The 18,401-nt window shown below is 35.4% G+C and carries 18 protein-coding genes; 7 read left to right on the top strand and 11 right to left on the bottom strand.

Features of this window, described 5'->3' with window-relative positions:
• Window positions 1-167: 167 nt before the first annotated feature.
• The 7 genes from xylA to AB3K24_RS00890 all read right to left on the bottom strand — a co-directional run bounded on the left by xylA (window position 168) and on the right by AB3K24_RS00890 (window position 9,372).
• Window positions 168-1,514 (bottom strand): xylose isomerase, encoded by a 1,347-nt coding sequence (xylA, locus tag AB3K24_RS00920; protein WP_367973316.1) that lies wholly within the window; start codon window positions 1,512-1,514, stop codon window positions 168-170.
• A gap of 182 nt (window positions 1,515-1,696) precedes the next feature.
• Window positions 1,697-2,866 carry an ROK family protein gene (locus tag AB3K24_RS00915; RefSeq protein WP_367973314.1) on the bottom strand — a complete coding sequence of 390 codons (1,170 nt, stop codon included), beginning with the start codon at window positions 2,864-2,866 and terminating at the stop codon, window positions 1,697-1,699.
• A gap of 377 nt (window positions 2,867-3,243) precedes the next feature.
• On the bottom strand, window positions 3,244-4,932 hold the full coding sequence (locus AB3K24_RS00910; RefSeq protein ID WP_367973312.1) for a glycoside hydrolase family 43 protein: 1,689 nt from the start codon (window positions 4,930-4,932) through the stop codon (window positions 3,244-3,246).
• A 34-nt stretch (window positions 4,933-4,966) separates the two neighbouring features.
• Window positions 4,967-6,436, bottom strand: a complete 1,470-nt coding sequence (locus AB3K24_RS00905; protein ID WP_367973310.1) for an MFS transporter — start codon at window positions 6,434-6,436, stop codon at window positions 4,967-4,969.
• A 426-nt stretch (window positions 6,437-6,862) separates the two neighbouring features.
• Window positions 6,863-8,659: a DNA helicase RecQ gene (recQ, locus tag AB3K24_RS00900; RefSeq protein ID WP_367973308.1), complete on the bottom strand. Its 1,797-nt coding sequence runs from the start codon at window positions 8,657-8,659 to the stop codon at window positions 6,863-6,865.
• A gap of 61 nt (window positions 8,660-8,720) precedes the next feature.
• Window positions 8,721-8,930: a helix-turn-helix transcriptional regulator gene (locus AB3K24_RS00895; RefSeq protein WP_367973306.1), complete on the bottom strand. Its 210-nt coding sequence runs from the start codon at window positions 8,928-8,930 to the stop codon at window positions 8,721-8,723.
• Window positions 8,917-9,372: a hypothetical protein gene (locus AB3K24_RS00890; RefSeq protein ID WP_367973304.1), complete on the bottom strand. Its 456-nt coding sequence runs from the start codon at window positions 9,370-9,372 to the stop codon at window positions 8,917-8,919. The genes AB3K24_RS00895 and AB3K24_RS00890 overlap by 14 nt, the downstream gene beginning before the upstream one ends.
• Window positions 9,373-9,489: 117 nt before the next feature.
• On the opposite strand from AB3K24_RS00890, the gene AB3K24_RS00885 reads away from it, so the two are divergent.
• Both AB3K24_RS00885 and AB3K24_RS00880 read left to right on the top strand, forming a co-directional pair.
• Window positions 9,490-9,690 (top strand): helix-turn-helix transcriptional regulator, encoded by a 201-nt coding sequence (locus AB3K24_RS00885; protein ID WP_367973302.1) that lies wholly within the window; start codon window positions 9,490-9,492, stop codon window positions 9,688-9,690.
• A 16-nt stretch (window positions 9,691-9,706) separates the two neighbouring features.
• Complete coding sequence (locus AB3K24_RS00880) at window positions 9,707-10,183, top strand: hypothetical protein (RefSeq protein WP_367973300.1); 477 nt, start codon at window positions 9,707-9,709, stop codon at window positions 10,181-10,183.
• A 120-nt stretch (window positions 10,184-10,303) separates the two neighbouring features.
• On the opposite strand, the gene AB3K24_RS00875 is transcribed toward AB3K24_RS00880, so the two are convergent.
• The gene (locus AB3K24_RS00875; RefSeq protein ID WP_367973298.1) at window positions 10,304-10,762 is read right to left on the bottom strand and encodes a Tellurite resistance protein; all 459 of its coding nucleotides are present in this window, start codon (window positions 10,760-10,762) and stop codon (window positions 10,304-10,306) included.
• Window positions 10,763-11,248: 486 nt separating this feature from the next.
• Between AB3K24_RS00875 and AB3K24_RS00870 the strand changes: the two genes are divergently transcribed.
• The 4 genes from AB3K24_RS00870 (at window position 11,249) to AB3K24_RS00855 (ending at window position 13,749) form a co-directional block, all read left to right on the top strand.
• The gene (locus AB3K24_RS00870; RefSeq protein ID WP_367973296.1) at window positions 11,249-11,659 is read left to right on the top strand and encodes a choline-binding protein; all 411 of its coding nucleotides are present in this window, start codon (window positions 11,249-11,251) and stop codon (window positions 11,657-11,659) included.
• 69 nt (window positions 11,660-11,728) lie between these two features.
• A complete protein-coding gene (locus tag AB3K24_RS00865) occupies window positions 11,729-12,544 on the top strand; it encodes a hypothetical protein (RefSeq protein ID WP_367973294.1) in 816 nt (271 codons plus the stop codon).
• Window positions 12,545-13,135, top strand: coding sequence for a hypothetical protein (locus AB3K24_RS00860; RefSeq protein ID WP_367973292.1), 591 nt, complete (start codon window positions 12,545-12,547; stop codon window positions 13,133-13,135).
• Between the two features lie 17 nt (window positions 13,136-13,152).
• Window positions 13,153-13,749: an ATP-binding cassette domain-containing protein gene (locus tag AB3K24_RS00855; RefSeq protein WP_367973290.1), complete on the top strand. Its 597-nt coding sequence runs from the start codon at window positions 13,153-13,155 to the stop codon at window positions 13,747-13,749.
• Window positions 13,750-14,535: 786 nt separating this feature from the next.
• On the opposite strand, the gene AB3K24_RS00850 is transcribed toward AB3K24_RS00855, so the two are convergent.
• The 3 genes from AB3K24_RS00850 to AB3K24_RS00840 are packed head-to-tail and all read right to left on the bottom strand — an operon-like array spanning window position 14,536 to window position 16,941.
• On the bottom strand, window positions 14,536-15,285 hold the full coding sequence (locus AB3K24_RS00850) for an ABC transporter permease (RefSeq protein ID WP_367973288.1): 750 nt from the start codon (window positions 15,283-15,285) through the stop codon (window positions 14,536-14,538).
• Between the two features lie 4 nt (window positions 15,286-15,289).
• A complete protein-coding gene (locus AB3K24_RS00845; protein ID WP_367973286.1) occupies window positions 15,290-16,036 on the bottom strand; it encodes an ABC transporter permease in 747 nt (248 codons plus the stop codon).
• The gene (locus AB3K24_RS00840) at window positions 16,036-16,941 is read right to left on the bottom strand and encodes an ABC transporter ATP-binding protein (RefSeq protein WP_367973285.1); all 906 of its coding nucleotides are present in this window, start codon (window positions 16,939-16,941) and stop codon (window positions 16,036-16,038) included. Before AB3K24_RS00840 ends, AB3K24_RS00845 begins: the two co-directional genes overlap by 1 nt.
• A 180-nt stretch (window positions 16,942-17,121) precedes the next feature.
• Between AB3K24_RS00840 and AB3K24_RS00835 the strand changes: the two genes are divergently transcribed.
• On the top strand, window positions 17,122-18,390 hold the full coding sequence (locus AB3K24_RS00835) for a sensor histidine kinase (RefSeq protein WP_367973284.1): 1,269 nt from the start codon (window positions 17,122-17,124) through the stop codon (window positions 18,388-18,390).
• The last annotated feature ends 11 nt before the right edge of the window (window positions 18,391-18,401 follow it).

The following is an 18,401-nucleotide window of genomic DNA, read 5'->3' as shown; positions in this document are numbered from 1 at the left end:
TTTCTAAAACGCGCACACTGTATGCTATGTACAAAAGGCCGGAAAATGAACACCGACCCTTTTTTCGCACATCTTTTAGAGTGAGTGTGACATACTATAATTCATTTAAAAGTATATTTGACGCAAATCTTCATAGGATTTGTACGTCTGATATTAGCACTGACATTTTAGTTCCCTAAAACCGAGAAAATATAATTGTTCAATGTTGATTTGATTTGCTCCTGATGACCTGACTGTAATGTGGCGTTAATTTCTTGATCTGTCTTATTTTCTGCGTAAGCTGCCAAATCGGCCAAGGTCACTTTACCAGCTTCAAAGTCAGCACCAATTCCAACATCAAAGGAAGCATAACGTTCTTTCAAAATGTTTTCAATCACTTGATCTTCAATCAACTTAGCAGCCACCTTCAAACCAGCAGCATAGGTGTCCATGCCAGCAATGTGTGCATAGAATAAGTCTTCAAATTCAAAACTTTGACGGCGTGGCTTTGAATCAAAGTTCAAACCACCAGTTGGTAAACCACCGTTTTTCAAGAATTCGTACATCACCATAGTCGCTTCGTAAATGTCATTAGGAAACTCATCAATGTCCCAACCAGTCAACTTGTCTCCCATATTAGCATCTAATGATCCTAACAAACCAGCTTCTCGCGCAAAGCGCACTTCATGTTCATACGTGTGACCAGCTAAATAAGCATGGTTCCCTTCTAAGTTCAACTTGAATGTGTCTTCCAATCCATATGTTTTCAAGAAGGCAATAGCTGTTTGTGCATCAAAATCGTATTGATGTTGCGTAGGTTCCTTTGGCTTTGGTTCAATCAAGAATTGACCCGTATAACCGATTTCGTCCGCATAATCCTTTGCCAACTTGAAAAAAGCTGCAATGTGATCTAATTCACGTTTGGTATCTGTATTCAATAAGAAATCATAACCTTCACGTCCACCCCAGAATACATATGATTCTGATTCCAAACGCTTAGCTATGTCAAGTGAGTGCTTGATTTGACCAGCAGCGTAGGCAAATACTTCCGCAAATGGTGTTGTTGCGCCGCCAGCCAAGAAGCGCTTGTTTGTGAATAATGATGCCGTGTTCCAAAGTAACTTCTTACCAGTTTTTTGCATCTTTTGTTCAATTTTATCAATAACTTTATCCAAATTAGCATTTGTTTCGAACAAAGTGTTACCTTCTGGTGCTAAATCACGATCATGGAAAGCAAAGTATTCAACACCCGTTTTTTCCAAAAACTCAAACAAGTAGTCAACCTTGGCCAAAGCTGCGGCCATTGTGTCAGGATCACCAGCTGCGTCCCATGGTCGCGTTGCTGTCCCTTCGCCAAATGGATCTGTTAAACGTTGATCCATTGTATGCCAATAAGCAATTGAGAACTTGAGCCATTCGCTCATTTTCTTGCCTGCAACAACTTCACCGGCATTGTAATAATGATAACCATCACCGGCTTGTAAGGATTTTTGTCCTACAAATGACACCTTCGGAAATGAGAATAATTCAGACATGTTAGATACTCCTTCTGGACATTTGTCCTACTCACGTTTTAGTGTAAGTTGGTTGGTTTAAACAACCAACTTACACTTATTATTGTATACGCTTTCATTCAATAGCGCAACCCCTTTTACGCAGTTTTTTGATTCCCAGAAAAAGTAACGACAATAAAAAAGAACCCAGTTAGGTTCTATGGTTAATGCTTAAATTTCAAGTCAAGATTGTCTAGGTCAAGTATGTTGCGTGTCACAATTGCAGCGCCACCGAGAAGGGTAGCTTCATAAACTGAACGATTAGCAAATAAAATTTCGCTGCCATTTGTCGGGTTCATCTGCTGATAAGCAATCACAACGCGACCAAGCAATTCCGGCATTTCGGCGATAAAGCGTGAATGGATAAATAAAACCTGCGGGGCAGCAGTTTGAATGATATTATAGGCCACTTGTGCAATTCCCATCACCCAATCATCTAACAAGCTCGTCACAATAGTACTTTTTTGATTCGCAAACGTCACAAACGCATCACGATTTGCAACTACTTGCCCTGTTAGTGCTGCTAAACGTTTGAGCATGGCATCTTCAGAGTATAAATCTTCTACACGGACAGGTCCATTATTTTTCATTGAAACGATATTTCGACCAACTTCTCCGGCACGCCCCTGCATACCCCGGTAAAGTTGGCCCTGAATAATGATTCCGGCACCAATACCATAATGGATATTTAATGCAACTAAGCTATCATACTGATCCGTACTCAAATAGTCGTGATAGTCTCGAATATAGACAGCGGCTGAATTTGCTTCGTTTTCCAAAGTAACGTGTACCCCACTCACTTTTTCAAGTATTTCGACCAAATTTACCTGACTATAGTCAAAAAATGGTGAGTAGACAACGAAATTATCATCCACAACGCCATGAATACCAACGGCAATACCCATTAGTCCTTTCTTGGTTCCATGCTTTTTATTTTTATTAACTTTAGCATGATTACTCATGCGTGCAATAACTTCTTCAACAGTCATGCCATCCACATCTTCTGAACTTTGTAGAATCACTTCTCCACTTAGACGAACCAATGCGACACGTAAATGATGTCGTCCCATATCAAAACTCATAACGTAACCATAATTCCGGTTAAAGCGAATCATTTTGGCCTTACGTCCACCTGTTTCTGTTGTCACACCCTCACCGAGATCTTCGATGAATCCCATGTCATCTAAATCACGATAGATTGAACTAATAGTTGATTTATGTAAATTTAAATCAACAGCTAATTGTGCACGAGATGTTTCTTTCGCGTTAAATAGCGCTTGTAACACTAAACGTTGATTATGATCTCTCATTGTTATTTGATCTGATTTATTCATTTTTATCTTTTTATCGACGCTCCAATTAGAATTGCTGATGATATTGATAGATGCTTATTTCTTGTCGTTTTTCCATAAATTCAGCATCACATACCAAAAAATTATAGCTCTAAGGCTATTATCGTGATCATTTAACATATTTGACATTATTGCATTAACCATGAGCACAACAAGCCCATTTCTGTTCGACATTATTTCTATTGTACGCGAACTCGCCTTATCCTTCAAGGTTTCTATTAATTTTTTCACATTCTTATTCATCATCAACCTTTTATGATGCTCTATTATCCAAATTCTGTTACGCTTGATCTTCTTTATATCATTATTGCAAAAAAACGAACCCTCGATTAAGGTTCGCCTGCAAGTATCCTACCTATTTAGTAAAAGCGTGATTCTGATTTCTGCCATGACAACGTACCATCAGCGGCCTTATGATCACCCAATTCTTTGTAATCGAAATAATCAAATTCAGCGGTGGACGCATACCCCGAATAGTCAACCGCTGCCAATCCAACATAGGCTCCTGTAAAGAAACCGCCATATTCACGTACAACATAGTCATCTGACAACACAGCGGCATCCAATGTCACCCCAGTTGAAATCCAATTGTCACCGTCAAATGAGTAAAAATAAGTGTATGACTCTTGACGGTTTTCTGACTTGAAGTAAACATATTCTGTGTTGTCAGGGATAACAGGTGCGTTGTCGCGCAAGTATGACGTGTATAATCCGTTACGCAGACCACCCTTGTTTTCGCCCACTTCAATCACATTTTGTCCTTCATCGTTTTTTGTGATGAAAATACATGACCAGTGTGAGTGGTTATAGTAGTTTGTCAAACCAGCCATAGCTTGGTATGAGTAGGGATTGAACTTAACCTTTGTTTCCACATCGAAGTAGAATGCTTGCCAACGACGTGCAACCAATGACAAATCAAATGTGTTCACCAATGAGCCTTGACCAATCAAAGTCAACTTACCGTTTCCAGTTGAACCCATCTTTTCAGTAAATGGTTCACGCAGGGTATTCCAGTTGATGTCCAATGTGGCATCATTGAATTCATCGTGTTGTGAATGGTCCGCAGGCGCGTCTGTCAAAATCGCATCCTTGGGTGCTTCGACAAACGTTTGTCCGCCGTGACCACCAATAACACGTGGCCAACCTGATTCATCCCATTCAACTTTTTGGATTGCCGTTTCACGACCCAAGGTTGACCAACCACGTGGGTCAGTTGAACTTTCATTTTCGTGGTGCCATGGTCTTGCAGTCAAGGAGGCATAGTACCATTCGCCACCCGGTGTTGAGACTAAGGCCCCATGTCCTTGCTTTTGCAAGTATGAGTTAGGCGTGTCAAAGTTTGTGATAAATGGTCCGTCTGGTTCAACAACAAACGACATCGCATCCAAAGATTTTGAGCGCGAGACAACTTCTTGATGCGTAAATATGGTACCACCCTCAGCTGTAAATAAGAAATATTCGCCATTCACTTTGTACAAATGTGGCCCTTCAACCAACTTAACGTCTGTGCCCGCAAAAATTGTACGAGCAGTTTCTGATTTCAACTTCATTGTAACTGTGTCAAATTCTGTCAATGTAATGCCATTAAAGGGATGGTGGTATTCACGATGATCCCATGTTTGTTGCGCTAGGTACTTACGACCATCATCATCATGGAACAATGCAGCATCAAAACCAACACCATTAACCATGATTGGATCTGACCAAGGACCTTCGATTGTTTCAGCAGTCGTCAAGTAGTTTTTCATGTCTTTAAAGTTACCATCAGTAATTTTAACATCTGTGAAAATTAACCAAAACTTGCCATCTGCATAAGATAAATCAGGTGCCCAAACACCACCAGAAGAAGGATTTCCTTTCATATCAAGCATCATAGTCGTGTCTAATACGTTCTTAACAAGATTCCAATGAACCAAGTCCTTTGACGCATGAATTCGTACACCAGGAAACCATTCGAATGTTGATGTGGCAATATAATATGTTTCGTCAACACGAATAATTGATGGATCTGAGTTGAAACCAGGTAATACAGGGTTTTGAATTTGCATGAATTTTCTCCTATCAGTTTAACTTTATGCAAAATTAGCTATTCTTTTCTTTTAACGTGTGATTCATTTTATCAACATATGCATCAGACAAGGGATAACGGCTAATGACAAACATTGCTATGAATGCCATGATTGTGGGTAACCAAATCATTGACCATTCAATACCTGTTTGTGCAGCAGCTGATTGTGTCAATGCTCCTGACTTAAAGTGCATGAATTGTAACAAATAACCAGGGATGATCCCACCCAAGGCCAATCCAATTTTGAAGAAAAGACCCATAATGGCATTGATAATACCCGCTACACGCTTGCCTGAAATATATTCACCATTTGAGACCACTTCAGGCACTAACGCCCACATAAATCCGGTAGCCGATGTCAATCCCCATTGTTGGAAAAATCGACCAGTGAAACCAAGCCAATCAGATGATGGACTCTTTGTCCAAGCAAAGAGCAATAATTGACCAATAACGAAAATACCAAGGAATGTATAGAAGAAACCTTTCTTACCCAAAGTTGCACGTAATTTTGGCCAAATAACAACCAAGAAAATACCAGGAATTGAACCAATCAAACCAATAGATGCCATTAAGGCTGACTTTCCACCTTCAACACCAAAATTATATTGCATAAAATATGGCCACACTGTATTACCAAAAAACATCAATGTAAATCCTACCAAAAAGAACAAGCCAAGAATTTGCAAAGCTTTATTACGCTTTAATTCAGCGAACAAATCAGTATATTTTACTTGATCGGTTGCCTCTTCTGAAGCTAGCACACGTTCTTTTGTATTACGGTATGTCAAGAACAACAAGACTGCACCCAATATCATGTAGATACCGTATACTTTAAACCAAGCGCCAGCAGCCGACGGCGCAGCGTAATTACCTAGCTTCAACTTTAAACCAAATAGCCCCGTATCAGTCATCTTAGCATTTGGTGATGCCAATTGTACAAACAACGGAAATAGTGTATATACAAATAAGTTACCAATGTTTGCTAACATCATACGCGTGGAAGTCAATTTTCCGATTTCTATTTCGTCACGCGTTAATGAGGCGTTTAATGAACCATACGGAATATTAACAAATGAATAAACCAAGGCGGTAGCCATATATGATAATGTAGCATAGATAGTCGTGGCCATTGTACCAGCACCAAGAACTTTCGCTACCGGCAAGAATAACAAAGCGGCCAAAATAACCAATGGAATACCAAAATTTACTAGGAATGGTCGATACTTACCATTTTTTGTAATTTTTGCCTTATCAACGACTGTACCAACCCATGGATCCCAAATAACATTAATCCATCGCACAACAAGAAATATTGTCGCCCCGACACCAGCTGAAATTCCGTTGATGTTTGTGAGATAGAAAAGCAAAAATCCGCCAACTGTACCAAACACTAAGTTTTGTGCAAAATCACCAAAACCATAACTCACACGATCCCATGTTGATAGCTTTGCAAATTCATCATTTTTCTGAATATTTGCATCCATAATTGTTCTCCTTCTGTTTTCAACAGATTATTTTATTGACTGTTACCATCCCTCTTAAGAACATCGCATTTTTTGAAAGCGGTAACAATTCTTACAAGGACTACTATATCACGGTTAGTTCGTTCACGCAACCAACTATGATAAATTTATGCAATTAATTTTTTTAATATCAAATTTAGTCGTTGATACACTAGCATGCTCAACATAATGTATAGTTATTTTCTTTCAACTTTAACATATGATGTCTATTAATTTTTTGACGATAATATTCAAAAATAGTGAATATTGACGTTATATATTTAAAATAATCTGATTTGTGATGCATCCAGTGATTATTAGTCATACATCATCTTCTAAAAAAAGATAGATTTCTCTATCTCATTTTTTGTCATTATTAGACTGTAACACCATCTACCATGAATTTTACTAATTCATAATAACACCAGAAAAATCCTTATGATAAATATCAAACTTCTTTTCACCCACACCAGAAATAGCTAAAAATTCTTCGTCCGTCTTGGGTCGTAAAATAGCCATATTCATCAAGGTTTTATCTGAGAAGATCAAGAATGGTGGAATCCCTGCTTCTCGCGCTAATTCTAGGCGCTTGGATTTCAATGCAGCAAATAGTTTGTTATCATTTTCAGATAATTTAAGTCCTTTAGCCGCTGATGTGACTTTTTGTTGGGCAATAGCGCGTCGATTAACACGCTTTTCCACAATTAATTGACCTTTTAACACACGTGCCCCAATTTCAGTGACCTTTAACACCGGAAACTCGCCACCTTCAATCCTAAGGTAGCCATCCGCCGTTAAATAATCAATAAAACTGCTCAAATCTTTAATTGTGCGGTCTCTCATCAAACCATATGTGGGTAACTTCATCAAATAGTCATACTTTTTCACAGTAGCATCTTGTGACCCTTTCAAAACTTTAGCAACCATTGCCTTACCAAAACTTTGATTCATACGCACAACATTGGCCAAAACACGCTGAGAGTCGGTCGTCACATCAACCATTTCACGAGAATCTAAACAGTTCGAGCACTGCCCACAATCATGAGCAACAATTTCACCAAAATAACCTAATAGATAACGTGGTAAACACGTTTGTGTATTAGCAAATGCGTTCATTTCGCGAATCTTATTATATTCATTCTGTTTATGTTCTTCCGTACCTTCTGATTTTTGTACGAAAAATTCTTGCAAATGAATATCCTGTGGCGCATATAATAACACTGCTTCTGCAGGTAAACCATCACGGCCAGCACGACCAATTTCTTGATAATACGCTTCAATATTTCCTGGTACTGAATAATGAATCACAAACCGCACATTGGGCTTGTTAATGCCCATTCCAAAGGCATTGGTTGCCACAATCACTTGTACTTCGTCAAACAAAAAAGCATCTTGCATTGCTTGTCGTTCGCGCTCTGGCAAGCCAGCATGATAATGCCCTGCCTTAACGCCTTTTTTGTTTAAAAATTCATATAGTTCATCCACTTGTTTACGTGTGGCTGCATAAATGATACCACTATGTTCTTTATTTTCACGTAAAAATTCCTGCACATACTGTCGTTTATCAACATTATGCATAATTTTCAACGCCAAATTATCACGCGCAAAACCAGTTAAAATGGTATCTTCGTCTGCTACACCAAGTAACTGTTGCAAATTTTGACGCACACGCTCTGTAGCAGTAGCCGTCAAACCTAAAATAGCTGGATTCCCAGGAATTTTAGCCAATAACGGTAAAATATTGAGATAACTTGGTCGAAAATCATGCCCCCACTGTGACATGACATGCGCTTCATCAATCGCTACTAATTCAATAGGTAATTGCTGAATAAAGCTAAAAAAACTTGGAATTTCCAAGCGTTCGGGTGAGACATAGAGCATCTTATAATGGCCTGATCGCAGATCCGACATACGCTGCGCTTGAACCTGACCGCTTAACGTTGAGTTAAGAAATGTTGCATCAATTCCCATAGCATCAAGTCCATCGACTTGATCTTTCATCAACGAAATCAAAGGTGAAATCACCAACGTAATGCCTTGGAACATCAGTGCTGGTAACTGATAAGTGATGGATTTTCCACCACCAGTTGGCATAATTGCTAACGCATGCTTGTGTGCCAATACTTTTTCAATAATATCTAATTGTCCTGTACGAAAATCATCGTACCCAAATACTTCTTTTAAAATTTTACGCGGTTTTTGCATAATTCTATTATAAGCTATTGGTCGATTCTTGTGTACTTAAAACAGATGGTCACTCGACTTTTTAATTGTCCTCGTCCCAAAATAAATCATCCAATGTACAACTCAGTACTTTACAAATATCAATGCACAGGTTAATGGAAGGATTATAATTGCCCGATTCAACTGCTACTATTGTCTGACGTGAAACGTTCACAGATTTAGCAAGATCAATTTGCGTCATACCAGCAAGTGTTCTAGCTGATTTTAATTTTAAATTTTTATGATTCGCCATCAATAGATTTCTTCTCTCTATAAACGACAAATAGTACCGTCAATGCATAGCAAAATAAAAACATCGTATTCATCATATTGAACATACCCTCAAAAGTAATCTGACGATTAACCAAAACATTAGTACTAAAGCAGAAACACAAATAAAACATACCTAATATCAACATAACAACTGCAAATAGTAACTGCTGATTGGTACTCATTTTTAACAAATATGTATCTGTTAAACCTAGCGTTTGTTCAATAGCTTGATGAATAAGTAATATATATATAACAAAGATCATTTGTGTTTTAGTATCTGCCCAATTAATGTCAAAAAGTGAAATACCTACTAAAGCAATGATACTACTCATAGCAATATACAATCCTCTGGTATCAATCCCGCCTGTTTTTGCAACTTGAAACTCATCTCGTCCCCAATGATTTCTTCTTTTGTTATCCATCAATAATTCCCCTTTTTCTTATACTTCCCATATAAATATAACTTATATACGACTAAAAGTAAACTATATCATACATTTAACCAACAAAACATTATATCACATAAGAAGGTGATAGTTTTGGAAGTTGTTAATCATGTTCAATATTATCGTAAGCAAGCTGGTCTCACACAAGAAAATCTAGCTCAGTTAGTCACTGTCTCTCGAAAAACCATTAATTCTTTAGAGCGCGGCAATTATACGCCCTCATTGTTATTGGCTTTACAAATAGCAAAAGTACTTCATTTAGATATTAATGATATTTTTAGCATCAAAGAATAAAAAGGAATGTTATCCCATGAAAAAAATCATTTTCGAACAAGTAGCCAATATGATTCTTGCAACACTACTGGCTTGTGCAGTAGCAACAACTATCGCACGTTCTACAATTAACACAAATTCATCTGATTATTTTGTCAAAATTAATTTTGACAGGTTATGGTTAGTGTTTATATTGACATCTTTTATTTTCACTGTTTTGCGCTACGGCTACAGTAGATATCTTGGGCAACATGATGGTTATGATACTAAAAATGCAGAACTGAGTTATCAAGACGAACGTGAACAAATCATTTCGCAACATGCGACCAAAATCACTTATCAATTCATGACTAATATTCTAGCCGCATCTTTAGTTATTCTTGTGTTCGGCAACGCCCTCACAAATTCTATTTTAGTGCTTCGTCTCATGCCAGTTATTTTAATCGCGGTTTGCTTGAATTTGATGTTATTTGTTTACTTAATTGCTTGGATTTTTTATGATCATAAGCTTTGATAGTGCCTCTGTTTATTTGAATTTTTTGACTGTGTTTTAAAACCAGCAAATAACTTGTATTTAAAAGCGCTGTCTCCTCAAAAAGAGACAGCGCTTTTTTCTCATCACGACTGTTTGTACTTAAAATGGATTCAATTGAAAACGCCATGATATTTTTCGTCGCACTAAAAAATGCACTGTAGCAGCTATGCCAGCCGTGATCATCAAGGCATATAATTGTGTCTCCTGAAAACCCGCAAGTTGACCACATAATATATAGATAACTTGAATTATCATGTACAACATACTAAACCACCCAAAATAAGCCGCTAAAATATTACCACCAATTCGTGTTATTTTATCGAACAAATTTTCAGGTTGACCAGCCAAAAATTTCACATGTAACCAATCCAAAAACAACATAATAAAAATAAAACTAAAAAGATCCATCCCCACTAATTTAAGAATTGTCAAATAATCATGTGTCACATTAAAGTGTTGCTGATGCATGATATTTAAAATATAGGCAGTTAAGATGTCTGAACCTAAAATAAAAAGTAGCCAGCTCAACGGCTTGGCACGAACCATGTCACGAATCATGCATTTCTCCATTATTTATGATTTTGCACAGTGTTATCAGGACAGTTTGAATAATTTGATTATACCACTTCAGATCATCACCAGATTATACAAAAGAAGCGACTCAATAATCTGATGTTTTAACAGTTCCAGTAAACCGATAATACTGCTTATGACAACTATAAAATGCCTTGATCGACTGTTACTTAAAAATCCCTACCTGAACTGAACACCTTGAATTAGGTTGAAAATAATATCAAATTTAACGTCGCTGCGTCTTCAAAAGAGACAACATTTTTTCACTATAACAAAGAATCCCTTCTGAATTGTGACTATCAATTTCAACATGCACACAATTCAAATTGGAAATTACTCACTACCAAATTAATTGTGCACATAATTAAATATAATACTAAATATTTTTAGTAAACGATAGACATTTGTGTAATCATATGATAATATTTTAAAGTTATGTAAAATAACGTAGAAAATTCTAGGAAAAGAATTATGGGTATTAATGGATTTATTGGTAAAACGCTACTAACTGGTGTAGCGTTAACCACAGTATTAAGCGCAACCATAGCTTATGCCGCATATTGGACAGTTTCGACAGAAACTGTCCGTGCTCATGGCAATTGGAGTTCGTACGGATCTGGAAATGTTAAGCAGAGTAACTCTAATTACGCATCATTCAACGGAGATGTTCAACCTGCATCTTACGGATATAGTGCGCATTTAATTAATTCAAATGCAGCAGGGCGTTCAAACACTGTTAATTTGTTAAAAGATGTGACACAACATGCTGATGGGAATACTGGGGCGCGAGGCTATGCCTACTATGGCGATGATATACGTTCTCGTAGTTATGAACCAAACAGTAGCACTGTTAAATTCCATTTCAGTTCAGATTATCAATAATAACAAAAAGCAATAAAAAATATGGGATTTTATTGATCCCATATTTTTTATTATTTAAAAGGAGAAAATATGACAAAACGTACCACATTAATATTTACAGCTGTCATAATTATTTTTTTTAGTATTATCACATGGACTACCTTAAATACCATTTCAAGTTATAGGGGAATATCAGCAACTGCTGCTACCGCGGGCAATGCTTTTTTCAACAATCAAATCGCTGGTATTTTACCTGTTTCAGTTAGCACAACCATGCTCGTATACTTTACAGCATCAGGTTCATTAATAGCTGTCTATTGCAAAAACAATCCAATTTTTTATAATATTCAACAACGTATTGGTTATGATGCATTCATTAAAAAAGCATTATTACGAACTGCCATAGTTGCCACTCTCTCATCATTGATAACTTCGTTATATGAAATACTTTTAATTACTTTGATGATACACCCCATTGATCTTATGTTCACTGAAAATCAAAATTTGAGTAGTGGTTTAGGTTTTTTTGATAACGGTAGTTTGAGTGGTATTGTCATATTTATTGCACTATCGTCTCTTGGTTGGGGAGTCTACGCTAGTTTTATTTTTTCGGTAGGCTTGTTTATTAAAAAAACACCCGTATATCTTATTACTGGTGCAGTGATTGGTACCATACTAATTGTTGCCCCTGCTTTAATTAGTAATGCGTTTAATCGAACATTAGTTCCTTTTCTCAATCTGTTCATATTACCTACTTTAATCGTACCCGGCCAAATGCAGTTAGTGGGTAATGGACCAGCAATTACACCAGTCTACTCGTCCTTTATTATAGCAACGACTATTTACATCACAGTGACATGGGCACTGACAAGATTATGGATTGTCAGAAAACAGAAAGTAGGATAAATGAACACTTTGCTAAAAAAACATGACATATTGTTCTCTTGGCCTACAATTATTCCCCCTATTGTTTTAGCCTCAATCGCAGGAATTAATGCATTAACTCATAATTCGGAAAATCACGACATAATTGCAGCATATATTAATCCCAATTTTTCTGTATTAATCACCCAATCATTACTATTGCTGTTTATCATGTGGCAAGTAGTGACTTACAAATCAGTGGCTGATTTAGTAAGCATTCGACACAAATTAGTAAGTGTTCAAAAACAACTTTTTTTAATGGTTGGTATTGAAGTGTTTTTATATTTTGGTGTTTATTATAGTTCAGTGGTGTTTATGGATAACAAACTATTTGTTGATGGGAACGCACAGATGGGAATTTTGCTGCTATTTTCAAGATTCTTTGTGACATTAATACTTGCGTTCATAACGATAATTGCCTATCGTTATGGCCATGTCATGTCATTATTGATTGGTGTACAAATTCTAAATTTAGCTTATCATTATGGATTAGAGATTGGATTTTTGTTAATTAAATATAGTAAACTTTATGACCCGCTATATAGGGCATTACATCACATTTATAATCGTTAAAGACAAGGAATTTTAACATGCTTCTAATAAAAAAAATTAAAAAAACATTTAACAGAACTAACGTGCTAAGTAATCTAACATTAGAAGTCAAAGATGGTGAATTAGTACACATTGAAGGAAGTAATGGTTCTGGTAAGTCAACATTATTTAAACTTATTACTGGATTGTTACAACCAGATACTGGAACGATAACGATGGATACTGCAGATGTCGTGGGCGCTTTAATTGAAAATCCTGGTTTTTTAGAATTTGAAAGTGCCTTAACCAACTTACGCTTTTTAGGTAATTCAAATCATCGTTTTGATGAAAAACGAACTACTGAGCTAATGAAACAGTTTGAATTAGATCCCAAAAATAGTCAAGCAGTTTCTAAATATTCTATTGGCATGCGACAAAAATTAGGTATTATTCAAGCAGTAATGGAGAACCAAAATGTTATTCTTCTAGATGAACCAACAAGAGGTTTAGATACCGCAAGCATAGATCAATTTATTGAATTACTACAAAAATTGAAAACAGAAAATAAAATTGTTATCGTAGCTAGTCACGATCATATTGACGGTATACATTACGATAAAACGTTATCATTGAAAAATGGAAAACTAGTTGAATGAATAGAAAAATATTTTTGTGGATATATTTTATAATTTGTAGTTTATTATTTGTACTAGTACCCAACTATTTCCCTAAAATAACAACACATCAATACGCCGCGTTAGTTTTTGATTATCAGGAAAGTCCATTTTATTTAGCAATGATGACCGTCATCATTATGTGTTTCGATTACATCTCGTTGATTATACCAACTATCGAACTGCGAAATATGCAAATATTTTTACTTATTCGTCAACCTACGCAATTAAAAAAACTCACAGCATATTTTTCTATGAGTTTACCCTATTTTGTTCCTTTTATTATCATAAAGCTTTATTCACTCTATTTTGAACAAGGCATTCATGCAATTTTAGGAATATGTGTATCTACTTTCTTTTGGTTTGGCTTCCTGTTTTGGAGTGTTGGTCTGCAGGTCAAGCAATCTACTGTTACTCTTTTGCTTATATTAACAATCATGTTAAGTCGTTTTTTGGCAATAGTATTTTTCTAATTAACAGACTGCCTATTGCTACTAAAAATCAATTCCTAAACTTGAGAAAGATTGATTGAATAAGTTTTTAAAAATACTTAGAATTTTTATTCTAAGTATTTTTTACTGTCACTATCAATTTGTTGCTTATGACTAATTTTAATCCGTCAAGTTATTATCGTAGTAAAGATGGTATTTGTCTTTTTAATTAAACACTTAGTTTAACTAAATTAAAAAGCTAAATCATAGTGACCGATTCAGCTTATATGTTGTTCATTTGAAAATCACAACATACCCAACTTTTGGTCACATTAGCTCATTTCAACATCCTTTTAACAATTCCAGTCGCACCAGCTAAACCACCAATTATACTTACAAAAACAACCAACAAAAACACAACAATTTGACCCTGATCAAAACTAACCAATGACTTAGCATGCAACCCAATCATGATTTGATTATATGGATAAAAGTCACCTAATGTGCTATTAATAATTGAGATAATCAAACCAAAAATGATAATACCAAAGTTTACTAATAAACTAGTCGTGAAATTTTTAACTTTCAGTGCAATCCAAAGCTGAATCGCAATAACACCCAAACTACCGAGCCAACCCAGAATAGACCAAGTCAAAAATTGACCAATATTAACGGAACCAGGTAAATGTAATAAATAACCCATTATCACAAAAATTACAAACCCAATGATTTGATTGAGTAAGCTTAGAAAAGCAATATACAACCATTTTGACATGACAAGATGTGATACTTTAAGTGGTGATACGACCATTCTAAGTAAATTATTGTTATCTAATTCATTTTTAATATTATTTGCGACAATAATGCCCAAAAATAGAGGGATAAATATTTGAGAAGCAAATAAGTTACTCTCTCCCCACAATGCTAACCACTGCGTATGACTCTGAATAAAAACTTGTTTATTAGCAGTGTATAAAAGTGTTCCCAACAGCAAACCTAAAAATGAGTCAACCAGCAGAATCGTCATGCTCATAGATCTTTTATTCTTTAGATGCTCGGCATACATCAAACTCATTACATTTTGCACAATATCATACCTCCAATGTCTTATTTGTATACCATTCTGTGAAAAGAACTACGACTAAGCCAACAAAAAACACGATAAACAAGTTGATTAGTATAGATGGATTGACTACAATCGTTTTTGCTTGCAACACCAAAGGATTTAACAAGGACACATATAATATAGGTATAAAACGCATCATAGCTTGTGGCAACATACCAGAGGTCATCATGGCAATAAAACTGCCTGCTAGTCCTAATAATATACCCACCACTTGGCGTTCAACGATAAACGATACCGACATTTGAAACGCTAGTGTACCAACTAAACCCGTTAACAAACAAACCATGGTTATGACAAAAAGGTGCCCTGTAAAAACAATATGCATATTTTGACTGACGTATTTTACTGACATCACCTGTATTAGCCAGTACATCAGAACGATTAAACTACCAAAGCATAATTTAGCTGTATATAATTGTCGGTGATTTTGGTTATTAACACGCAAAACACTTGGCATGTCATTATCAAAATCAATTGCCACAATACGCGATGCTAATATACTGATAAATAATGGCGCAAAGAAACCATTAACTGTCATTAACATCAATAATAAATAATTTTGGTCCAACATAAATGTTCTGTTAGATAAAGATTGTGTACGAATCATACTAGCGTAAAACCAAAAAACCTCAACAATCATAATTAAAATCAGCCCAAACCAAAATGGACGCCGTTTGTTTTTAGACACTTCAATAAACACATCTTTTATCATTACACACCTTCCGTTATCGTTAGAAACATATCTTCTAATGAATTTTTTACGACGTGTAACTCATAAACACCAATCTCATTAGTTACCAATAACTGGTTTATCTGAATAATTGTCGTACGATCAATGCTGTTGAGTTCAAAATCATCTTCATTTTGTTTATTAATCAAGTATTGATGTTGTTCTAACAAACGAACCGCCGCGCTATTATTGTCCGTCTTAATCACTAACCGACTGGTTTTCTCAAGTTCTGCTAAACTGCCTTCATATTTTATCTGCCCATTATTGATAATCGCAACCCGATTAGCTATCTTCTCAATTTCAGACAAAATATGACTAGAAATTAAAACTGTTGTCCCATATTTTTCAGGAAGCGATGCTATTAATTCTCGAATCTCTCTTACCCCTTTAGGGTCTAAACCATTTGTAGGTTCATCTAAAATAATTAATTTTGGGAATTTCAACAAAGCTAATGCTATACCTAGGCGCTGTTTCATACCCAGAGAATAATTTTTAACCAATTTCCTTTTGGGGACATTCTGCAAATCAACAATTGTTAAAACCTTTTCAATGTTACTCTGCGGGACATCTGCCAAACGTTGTAAGATCTTCAAATTTTCAATCGCAGTCAAATTAGGATAAAAAGATGGTGCTTCAATCAAAGAACCAATATCGGATAAATAGGCGTTTGTTTCTGCTATATTATATTGATCGAATAACTTGATGGTGCCACTATCAAGTGTAATTAACTTTAAAATAGCTTTCATCGTTGTGGACTTCCCAGCGCCATTTTTACCTAATAAACCATAAATATCGCCTTCTCGCACTGTCAAGGATACGTCTTGCAGTATACGATTGCCTTGAAAACTTTTAGATAAATTGTTTATTTCTAATATATTATTCGTCATTGGTTTTTCCTTTAATAATCTTTTTATCTCAACAAATACAGCTTATACTTATAGCATAAACTGTATTTGTATTATTGTAAAAATGCACCAATGATCCATATTTACGTCTGAATCCACTACTTTTCAAGTTCAAATACTGTATAGTTGTGATTAACAACAAAATGCAAGGATTAGGGATATATGTTAGTATTTGTACTAGAATCAGTTATTTTATTAGGAACTGCTATTAACTGCGGTTATACGATAACCTACCACCCAGAATCATTTACCTTAAAAAATTTAATCAGCTACTTAACTATCAGCGCGAGTATTATACTTTATCTCAGCCAAAATAAAACCAGCTTTTGGTTACTAACTCCATTAGTCTTAGTCTCCTTGACATTATTAATTATTTTAGATTCACGGCCTGCTATTTTAAATTTATTATTAGGTTTTATAACAATCACTAGTTTATACGTTATATTTGCCATCTTCTTAAATGGTGTAGATGAGCAACTCATGAATCGTCCTATAACCTATATCTTATTTTTTGGTATTGTCAACGCCTGCGCGATAATATTAAGATGGCTAATATCAAAAAGAAATAGCCAACATTATCAAGAACAATTTTGGCGTCAAAACATGAATAAAGCGCTCGTATTAATTATTGGCAGTTTAATTGTTTTCTATATTTTCAGTGGTCATCTCAAAAAATCAATCACTACTTTACCAATGACCATCTTGCAATCATTGATTATATTAGTTGTTGCCCTCATAATGATTAGTATTGCTTTTCTTTTTTTGCAACACGAACGCCAAATCCAATTATTAAAGGAAACAGCTGTCAAACAGCAAGCACAGGATTTACAATTATATTTGAACACACTGAAAGCTAGTCGACATGAGTACAACTCTCATATCAACACAATTCATCAATTGTTAAAGAGTAATCAACTACAACAGTTGAATGACTACATGACCGAGTTAATAATGGATAACAACTACCTTTCAAATGTAGCTGGACTCAAATTTCCAGAAATCAGCGCATTGCTATATCGCTATGAGTTATTGGCTAGAAAAAAACAAATAGCTCTCACTATTTATTTTGATAATAATTTATCTAAACTACCAATGTCCCTGTATGATTTAAGTCAATTACTAGGCAACTTAATTACTAACGCATTTGAAGCCAGTGAAGCATATTTAGAGCAAAAGCCACAAGTTGAATTATCTTTTTCGCAATCTCATCAACACGTTAACATTTTGATTAAAAATACTGGGAAAATAAAAGAAGCAATCAAAACAAACATAATAAAACCAGGTATTAGTTCAAAATCTAAAAACCAAGATCGACATGGGTTTGGTATGTATATTATTTCGCAACTTGTTGATAAATATTTTGGCGAGTTAGTCATCAAAGAAACTAACAACGATTATGTAGAGATTGAAATTTCGATACCATTGTCATAATTAAGGAGAAA

It is taken from the genome of Leuconostoc aquikimchii (assembly GCF_040838325.1).
Lineage (GTDB): Bacteria > Bacillota > Bacilli > Lactobacillales > Lactobacillaceae > Leuconostoc > Leuconostoc aquikimchii.
Note: the sequence above shows the minus strand (reverse complement) of the source record. Positions and strands in the feature narration are given on the sequence as shown.

Bases quoted from the DNA above. Each gene is read 5' to 3' on its own strand.
- xylA (WP_367973316.1), bottom strand. From the start codon at position 1,514: ATGTCTGAATTATTCTCATTTCCGAAGGTGTCATTTGTAGGACAAAAA.
- AB3K24_RS00915 (WP_367973314.1), bottom strand. From the start codon at position 2,866: ATGAATAAATCAGATCAAATAACAATGAGAGATCATAATCAACGTTTA.
- AB3K24_RS00910 (WP_367973312.1), bottom strand. From the start codon at position 4,932: ATGCAAATTCAAAACCCTGTATTACCTGGTTTCAACTCAGATCCATCA.
- AB3K24_RS00905 (WP_367973310.1), bottom strand. From the start codon at position 6,436: ATGGATGCAAATATTCAGAAAAATGATGAATTTGCAAAGCTATCAACA.
- recQ (WP_367973308.1), bottom strand. From the start codon at position 8,659: ATGCAAAAACCGCGTAAAATTTTAAAAGAAGTATTTGGGTACGATGAT.
- AB3K24_RS00895 (WP_367973306.1), bottom strand. From the start codon at position 8,930: ATGGCGAATCATAAAAATTTAAAATTAAAATCAGCTAGAACACTTGCT.
- AB3K24_RS00890 (WP_367973304.1), bottom strand. From the start codon at position 9,372: ATGGATAACAAAAGAAGAAATCATTGGGGACGAGATGAGTTTCAAGTT.
- AB3K24_RS00880 (WP_367973300.1), top strand. From the start codon at position 9,707: ATGAAAAAAATCATTTTCGAACAAGTAGCCAATATGATTCTTGCAACA.
- AB3K24_RS00875 (WP_367973298.1), bottom strand. From the start codon at position 10,762: ATGATTCGTGACATGGTTCGTGCCAAGCCGTTGAGCTGGCTACTTTTT.
- AB3K24_RS00870 (WP_367973296.1), top strand. From the start codon at position 11,249: ATGGGTATTAATGGATTTATTGGTAAAACGCTACTAACTGGTGTAGCG.
- AB3K24_RS00865 (WP_367973294.1), top strand. From the start codon at position 11,729: ATGACAAAACGTACCACATTAATATTTACAGCTGTCATAATTATTTTT.
- AB3K24_RS00860 (WP_367973292.1), top strand. From the start codon at position 12,545: ATGAACACTTTGCTAAAAAAACATGACATATTGTTCTCTTGGCCTACA.
- AB3K24_RS00855 (WP_367973290.1), top strand. From the start codon at position 13,153: ATGCTTCTAATAAAAAAAATTAAAAAAACATTTAACAGAACTAACGTG.
- AB3K24_RS00845 (WP_367973286.1), bottom strand. From the start codon at position 16,036: ATGATAAAAGATGTGTTTATTGAAGTGTCTAAAAACAAACGGCGTCCA.
- AB3K24_RS00840 (WP_367973285.1), bottom strand. From the start codon at position 16,941: ATGACGAATAATATATTAGAAATAAACAATTTATCTAAAAGTTTTCAA.
- AB3K24_RS00835 (WP_367973284.1), top strand. From the start codon at position 17,122: ATGTTAGTATTTGTACTAGAATCAGTTATTTTATTAGGAACTGCTATT.